Source organism: Actinoplanes sp. NPDC051633 (assembly GCF_040681735.1).
Classification (GTDB): Bacteria; Actinomycetota; Actinomycetes; order Mycobacteriales; family Micromonosporaceae; genus Actinoplanes.
Genome location: NZ_JBFAZH010000343.1, coordinates 1 through 6,892 on the forward strand (window position 1 = coordinate 1; position 6,892 = coordinate 6,892).

General features: G+C 71.9%; 4 protein-coding genes. All 4 read left to right on the forward strand.

The window, feature by feature from the left end:
* On the forward strand, positions 1-1,100 hold a 1,100-nt coding region (locus tag AB0M20_RS19915; protein WP_364300118.1), incomplete at its 5' end, for an alpha/beta hydrolase.
* 50 nt (positions 1,101-1,150) lie between these two features.
* A complete protein-coding gene (locus AB0M20_RS19920) occupies positions 1,151-3,061 on the forward strand; it encodes an ABC transporter ATP-binding protein (RefSeq protein ID WP_364300120.1) in 1,911 nt (636 codons plus the stop codon).
* Complete coding sequence (locus AB0M20_RS19925; protein ID WP_364300122.1) at positions 3,058-4,998, forward strand: ABC transporter ATP-binding protein; 1,941 nt, start codon at positions 3,058-3,060, stop codon at positions 4,996-4,998. The genes AB0M20_RS19920 and AB0M20_RS19925 overlap by 4 nt, the downstream gene beginning before the upstream one ends.
* 9 nt (positions 4,999-5,007) lie before the next feature.
* Entirely contained in the window at positions 5,008-6,801 is a 1,794-nt protein-coding gene (gene ggt / locus AB0M20_RS19930) for a gamma-glutamyltransferase (protein WP_364300124.1), read from the forward strand.
* Positions 6,802-6,892 lie beyond the last annotated feature (91 nt).

The following is a 6,892-nucleotide window of genomic DNA, read 5'->3' on the forward strand; positions in this document are numbered from 1 at the left end:
ACATCGTCGGCTTCGACCCGCGCGGCATCGGCCGCAGCGCGCCGGTGGTGTGTTCCCAGCGGCTCGTCGACGCCATCCCGTCCCCGCTGGTCACGACCGCCGACGGGTATGCCCGGCTGGTCGCCCACCACCGCGCGCTCACCAGGGACTGCCGCAAGCGCACCGGCCCGGTCTACGGCCATGTCGACACCCTCAGCGTCGCCCACGACATGGACCGGCTGCGGGCCGCGCTCGGCGAGACGACGATCAGCTTCTACGGCGCCTCGTACGGCACCCTGCTCGGCGCCCAGTACGCCGAGCGTTATCCGGCCCGGGTCCGCGCGGTCGCCCTGGACAGCGTGATCGACCACAGCGCGGACACCGGCGCCTTCCTGGCCGACGGCACCGCCGCCGCGCAGGACAGCTTCGACTGGTTCGTGAAGTGGTGTTCCCGGTACCGGTCGTGCGTCCTGCGCGGCCGCGACATCCCGGCGCTGTGGCGGACCCTGCTGGCCCGCGCCCCGGTCCCGGACCCGTTCCACCCGGGCGAGACCCTCGACGTGTTCGACCTGCTCGGTGTCGCGTTCAGCTCCTTCTACGACCCGCAGTGGTACTCGCTGGCGTACTTCATCGACGCGGCCCTCGCGCCCGGCGCCGGCCGCCGGGCGAAGGTGGCCGAGACGCCGTACAACTTCCCGGCGGTCTTCTGCGCCGACTGGAAGCTCCCGGTCGACGGGTTCGCCGGTTGGCAGCGCCACCTGGCGACGGTGCGGGCGCCGCAGATGCCGGTCTCGCCGCTCGCCGCCTCGGGCGTGTCGTCCTGCCTGGGCCGCTGGTCGGCGCCGGACAACCCGCAGCGCCCGTTGAAGCCCGCCAGGGTTCCGACGCTGCTGCTCGCCTCCCGGCACGACCCGGCCACCCCGTACGTCTGGGCCCAGCGCGCCGCGGCCCAGCTGGGTCCGGGTGCCGCCCTGGTGACCTACAACGGCTGGGGGCACGTCTCCTACGGCCGCAGCGGCTGCACCACCGGCGTGGTCGACCGCTTCCTGATCGACCTGCGGCGCCCGACCCAGGGCGTCGCGTGCCCGGGTGTGATCCCGCCACAAATGGGTGTGGGCTGAGCCGGTCGGGCGGGTATCGTTAGCTCGGCTAACGATACGGAGGTGGCCGGGTGAGACGAGCGCCCAAGGCGTCCATCGATCCGGACCTTCGCAAGTCGTGGTTGCGGCGCGCGTACCCGCTGGTCAAGGCGCATCGTGCGCTGCTGCTCAGCTCGCTGGTGCTGTCGTTCGCCGGGCTGATCGTGCAGGTGCAGATCCCCGACGTGGTGCGCCGGGGGATCGACGACGCGATCGTGGCCCGCACCGCGTCGCTGACCACCTACGTGTGGTGGATCGCCGGGCTGGCGGTCGCGCAGGGTGTGATCAACTTCCTGGCCCGGCTCTACCTGCTGCGCACGGCCTACGAGATCGAGTACGACCTGCGCAACATCGTCTACGCCCACCTGGCCCGGATGCCGTTCGGCTTCTACGACCGGGTGCAGTCCGGCGAGCTGATGTCGCGGTCCAGCTCCGACATCCGGGCCGTGCAGATGTACCTGTCCTTCGGCCCGTCGATCCTGGTGCAGTGCACGATCGCCCTGGTCGCGTTCGTGCTGATGCTGACCATCAACGTCCCGCTCGCCATCGTCGCGATGGCCACCATGCCGATCATCGGGCTGCTCGGGGTGGGCATGCGCAAGGCGATCCACCCGGTGTCCTGGCTGATCCAGTCGCGGCTGGCGCGGCTGGCCACCGTCGTGGACGAGAACATTCAGGGTGTACGCATCGTGAAGTCGTTCGCGGCCGAGGGGCGGCAGCTCGACGCGCTGGCCGAGTCGGCGGACCGGATCCGGTGGGCGTACCTGCGGGACGCGAAGATCCGCAGCCGGTGGAACCCGCTGCTGGACAACCTGCCGCGGCTCGGGCTGGCGCTGGTGCTGCTGGTCGGCGGGATCATGGTGATCGGCGGGCACGCCACCGTCGGCACGATCGTGGCCTTCAACTCCTACGTGCTGATGCTGCAGCCGCCGTTCCGCATGCTCGGGATGATCATCATGATGGGCCAGCGGGCGTCGGCGTCGGCCGGGCGCATCTACGAGATCCTGGACACCGGCAGCGAGGTGGTCGATCCGCCGTCCGCAGCCCCGCCACCGCCCCTGACCGGACTGAAGACAGAGCCGGATCCCGTGGACGCCGGCCTGCGCGGGGACGTCCGCTTCGAGGGCGTGCGGTTCGCGTACCCGAACGGCACGCCCGCCCTCGACGGCCTGGACCTGACCATCGAGGCGGGGGAGACCGTCGCGGTCGTCGGCGCCACCGGCTCCGGCAAATCCACGCTGGGCCGGCTGCTCGCCCGCTTCTACGACGTCACCGGCGGCCGCGTCACGATCGCCGGGCACGACGTCCGCTCGCTGCGGCTCAGCTCGTTGCGGTCCCAGGTCGGCATCGTGCCGGACGAGCCGTTCCTGTTCTCACTGTCGATCCACGACAACATCGCCTACGGCCGGCCCGACGCCACCCGCTCGGACGTCGTCGCGGCGGCCACCGCGGCCGGCGCCGACGAGTTCGTGGTCGATCTCCCCGACGGGTACGACACCGTGGTGGGCGAGCGCGGCTACACGCTCTCCGGTGGCCAGCGGCAGCGCATCGCCATCGCCCGGGCGCTGCTGCTCGACCCGCCGGTGCTGGTGCTCGACGACGCCACCAGCGCGATCGACGTGGAGGTCGAGCAGCAGATCCACGCGGGCCTGCAGACCGCGATGCGCGGCCGCACGACGTTGATCGTGGCGCACCGGCTGTCGACCATCGCGCTGGCCTCGCGCGTGGTGCTCGTCGACCGCGGGCGGGTCGTCGCCACGGGCACGCACGAGGACCTGCTGGCCACCGAGCCGCGTTACGGAAGAGTACTGGCGGCAGCCCCGGCGGGGCTCGGATTCTCCGCCCTTGGCGAAGCCTCAGCGGCCGGAAGCAGCACAGCCCCGGAGGGGCTCGGATTCTCCGCCCTTGGCGAAGCCTCAGCGGCCGGAAGCAGCACAGCATGAGCATGTTCGGCGGCGGCTTCGGCGGGTTCGCGCAGGGCGGGCGGCCGTCCATGGGCGCGGCCGGCCGCAAGGGCAACGGGCTGGCCTTCGCCGGGGTGCCGCCGGACCTGGCCGAGGCGGTGGCCGAGCTCGAGGCCCGCGAGGGCGCCACGACGCGGCCGCACATCGACTACGACCCGGTCCGCGACACCGGCGGCAAGGTCACGCTGGTGCGGCTGCTGACGCGCCGGCGCGGGCTGCTGATCGCCGCCACCCTCGCGGTGCTGGTCGAGACCGTGCTGTTGCAGGCCGGCCCGTACCTCGTGCAGGTCGGCATCGACCACGGCATGGTGGAGAAGAACCTGACCGTGCTGACCGCGGCGACCGTCGCCTTCGCCGCCGCGGTCGTCTGCACCGGCCTGGCCACGATGATCCGGATGCGCCGCACCGGCAAGCTCGCCGCGTCCGCCACCCGCGACCTGCGCATCCGGATCTTCGCGCACCTGCAGCGCCAGTCGCTGGATTACTACACGTCGGAGAAGGCCGGCGTCACCATGACCCGGATGACCTCGGACGTGGAGGCCCTGCAGAGCCTCCTGCAGGACGGCTTCGCCCAGCTCCTCATCCAGGTGCTGACGATGGTGCTGGTCACCGGGGTGCTGTTCCACTACAACCCCGAGCTGGCGCTGATCACGCTGGCGCTGACCGTGCCGCCGCTGACCGCGGCCTCGCTGTGGTTCCGGCACGCCGCCGACCGCGGGTACGACCGCCAGCGCGACACCATCGCGGCGATGTTCGCCGACCTCGCCGAGAGCCTCAACGGCATCCGCGTGGTGATCGCCCACAACCGGCAGCAACGCAACGTGCTGGCGCATCGCGAGGTGGTGGGGGAGTACCGCGACGCCAACGACGGCACCGGCCGGATCAACGCCGTCTACGGCCCCGGCACCTCGGTGATCGGCCTGCTCGCGATGGCGGCGATCCTGCTGATCGGTGGCCGGATGGTGCTGCGCGGCACGCTGACCATCGGGGAGCTGACCGCGTTCGTGCTCTACCTGAACTCGTTCTTCCAGCCGGTCCAGCAGCTCGTGCAGCTCTACACGCAGTACCAGCAGGCCCGGGCGGCGGTGAACAAGATCCGCGGCCTGCTGTGCCGCGAACCGTCGGTCGCCGAGCGCCCGTCGTCCAAAGACCTTCCGCCGGTACGCGGCGAGATCGTCTTCGACGACGTGTCGTTCTCCTATCTGCCGGGCCGGCCGGTGCTCGAGCACGTCTCGCTGACGGTGCGGGCCGGCGAGACCATCGCGTGCGTCGGCCCGACCGGCGCCGGGAAGTCGACGATGGCCAAGCTGGTCACCCGCTTCTACGACCCGACCGGCGGGGCGATCCGGATCGACGGTCACGACCTGCGCGACGTCACGCTCGCCTCACTCCGCCGGCAGATCGGCGTCGTGCCGCAGGAGCCGTTCCTCTTCGCCGGCACGCTGCGGGAGAACATCGCCTTCGCCCGGCCGGACGCGCCAGAGAATGACGTGTGGGCCGCGGTGGACGCCGTCGGGCTGCGCGATCTGGTGGAACGCACACCGGAGGGGCTGGACACGTTGCTGCACGAGCGCGGGCAGTCGGTGTCCTCCGGTGAGCGGCAGCTGCTCGCGCTGGCCCGGGCGTTCCTCGCCGAGCCGCGGGTGGTGGTGCTCGACGAGGCGACCTCCAGCCTGGACCTGCGCTCGGAGCTGCGGGTGGAGGCGGCGCTCGACTCGCTGCTCGACGGGCGTACCGCGATCCTGGTGGCGCACCGGCTGTCCACGGCGATGCGGGCCGACCGGATCATCGTCGTCGACGACCACAAGATCCTGGAGACGGGTACGCACGCCGAGCTCGTCGCCGCAGGGGGACATTACGCACGGCTTTACGCGACATGGGCCGCTCCGGTTGTGTCACGCCCTGATCACCGGTAGGCAGGACGGATGCGGTCCCGAACATTCACGGCGCTCACTGCTGCCGTCGCGCTAAGCCTGTGCTCCAGTCTGCTCACCGGTCCGGCCTCGGCCGCGGCGCAAGCTCCCGTCAAGGTGCCCACCGCGCGCGGTTACGGCGGCGCCGTCTCGACCGTCGACGCGGTCGCCAGTCAGGTCGGCATCGACGTGCTGCGCAAGGGCGGCAACGCGGTCGACGCGGCGATCGCCGCGGCCGCCACCCTCGGCGTGACCGAGCCGTTCTCGGCCGGCATCGGCGGCGGTGGCTTCTTCGTCTACTACGACGCCAAGCACCGCAGGGTGCACACGATCGACGGCCGGGAGTCCGCGCCCGCCTCGGCGACCGACAAGTGGTTCGTCAACCCGGACACCGGCCAGGCGTACGCCTTCGACGAGGCCCGCGTGAGCGGTCTCTCCGTCGGCACGCCGGGCACCCTGGCCACCTGGGAGTCGGCCGCCCGGCGCTGGGGCACCCAGCCGCTGGGCAAGCTCCTGCAGCCGGGGGCGCGGGTCGCCGAGAACGGCTTCGAGGTCGACGCCACCTTCAACCAGCAGGTCGCCGCCAACCGGGACATCTTCGGCCTGTTCGACTCGAGCAGCGAGCTCTACCTGCCCGGCGGTCAGCCGCCCGCGGTCGGCTCGATCCAGCGCAACCCCGACCTCGCCGCGACCTACCGGCTGATCGCGCGGCAGGGCACCGACGTGCTCTACCGCGGCCCGGTGGCCCGCGACATCGTGCGCACCGTGCAGCACCCGCCGCTGGCCGAGGAGCCGATCGGCACTTGGCAGTACCCGGTCCGCGGCGCCGACCTGCGCCTGTCCGACCTGGCCAACTACCGCGTCCGGCACCCCGAGCCGACGAAGTCGAAGTACAAGGGCCTCACCGTCTACGGCATGACCAAGCCGTCCAGCGGCGGCACGGCGGTCGGTGAGGCGCTCAACATCATCGAGCGGGCCGACCTGTCCTCCGACATCCAGACCCTGCACCAGTACCTGGAGGCGAGCGCCCTGGCCTTCGCCGACCGCAACCGCTACGTCGGCGACCGCACCCCGCAGTGGCAGCTGGACCGGCTGATCAGCGACGGCTGGGCGCGGCAGCGCGCCTGCCAGATCGACCCGGAGCGGGCGCTGACCAAGCCGGTGCAGCCCGGTGACATCACCGCGCGGGGCTGCACCCCGGCCGCCGCCGGCGCGAAGGTCGAGGAGGGCCAGAGCACGACCAACCTCACCGTCTCCGACAAGTGGGGCAACGTCGTCGAGTACACGTTCACCATCGAGGCGACCGGCGGCAGCGGCATGGTCGTGCCGGGCCGCGGTTTCATCCTCAACAACGAGCTGACCGACTTCAACTTCACTGGAACGCAGGGCACGGCGCCGGACCCGAACCTGCCGGCCGCCAACAAGCGCCCACGCAGCTCGATGTCCCCGACGGTCGTGCTCAAGGACGGCAAGCCGTTCCTGGCGCTCGGCTCGCCGGGCGGCGCCACCATCATCACCACGGTGCTGCAGCTGCTGGTCAACCGGTTGGAGCTGGGCATGACCCTGCCCGAGGCGATGGCCGCGCCGCGCGCGTCGCAGCGCAACTCCGCCGCCGTCCAGGCCGAGCCGGCGTTCATCGCGGCCTACGGCGAGCAGCTGGGGGAGCTGGGCCACAGCTTCCAGCCACCCATCGCCGAGCTGGGCGCGGCCACCGCGATCGAGTTCGGGCGGCACGGCCGGGTCGTCGCGTCGGCCGAGCCGACCCGGCGGGGCGGCGGGGCGGCTGCAGTGGAGTTCCCCAGGTAGCCGGCTCCGCGTCGCTCAGCCGGACGGGACCAGAGCACCGAACTGCTCGCCGGCGTTGAGGCGGTCGATCAGGTCGAGCACGGCGGCAGGG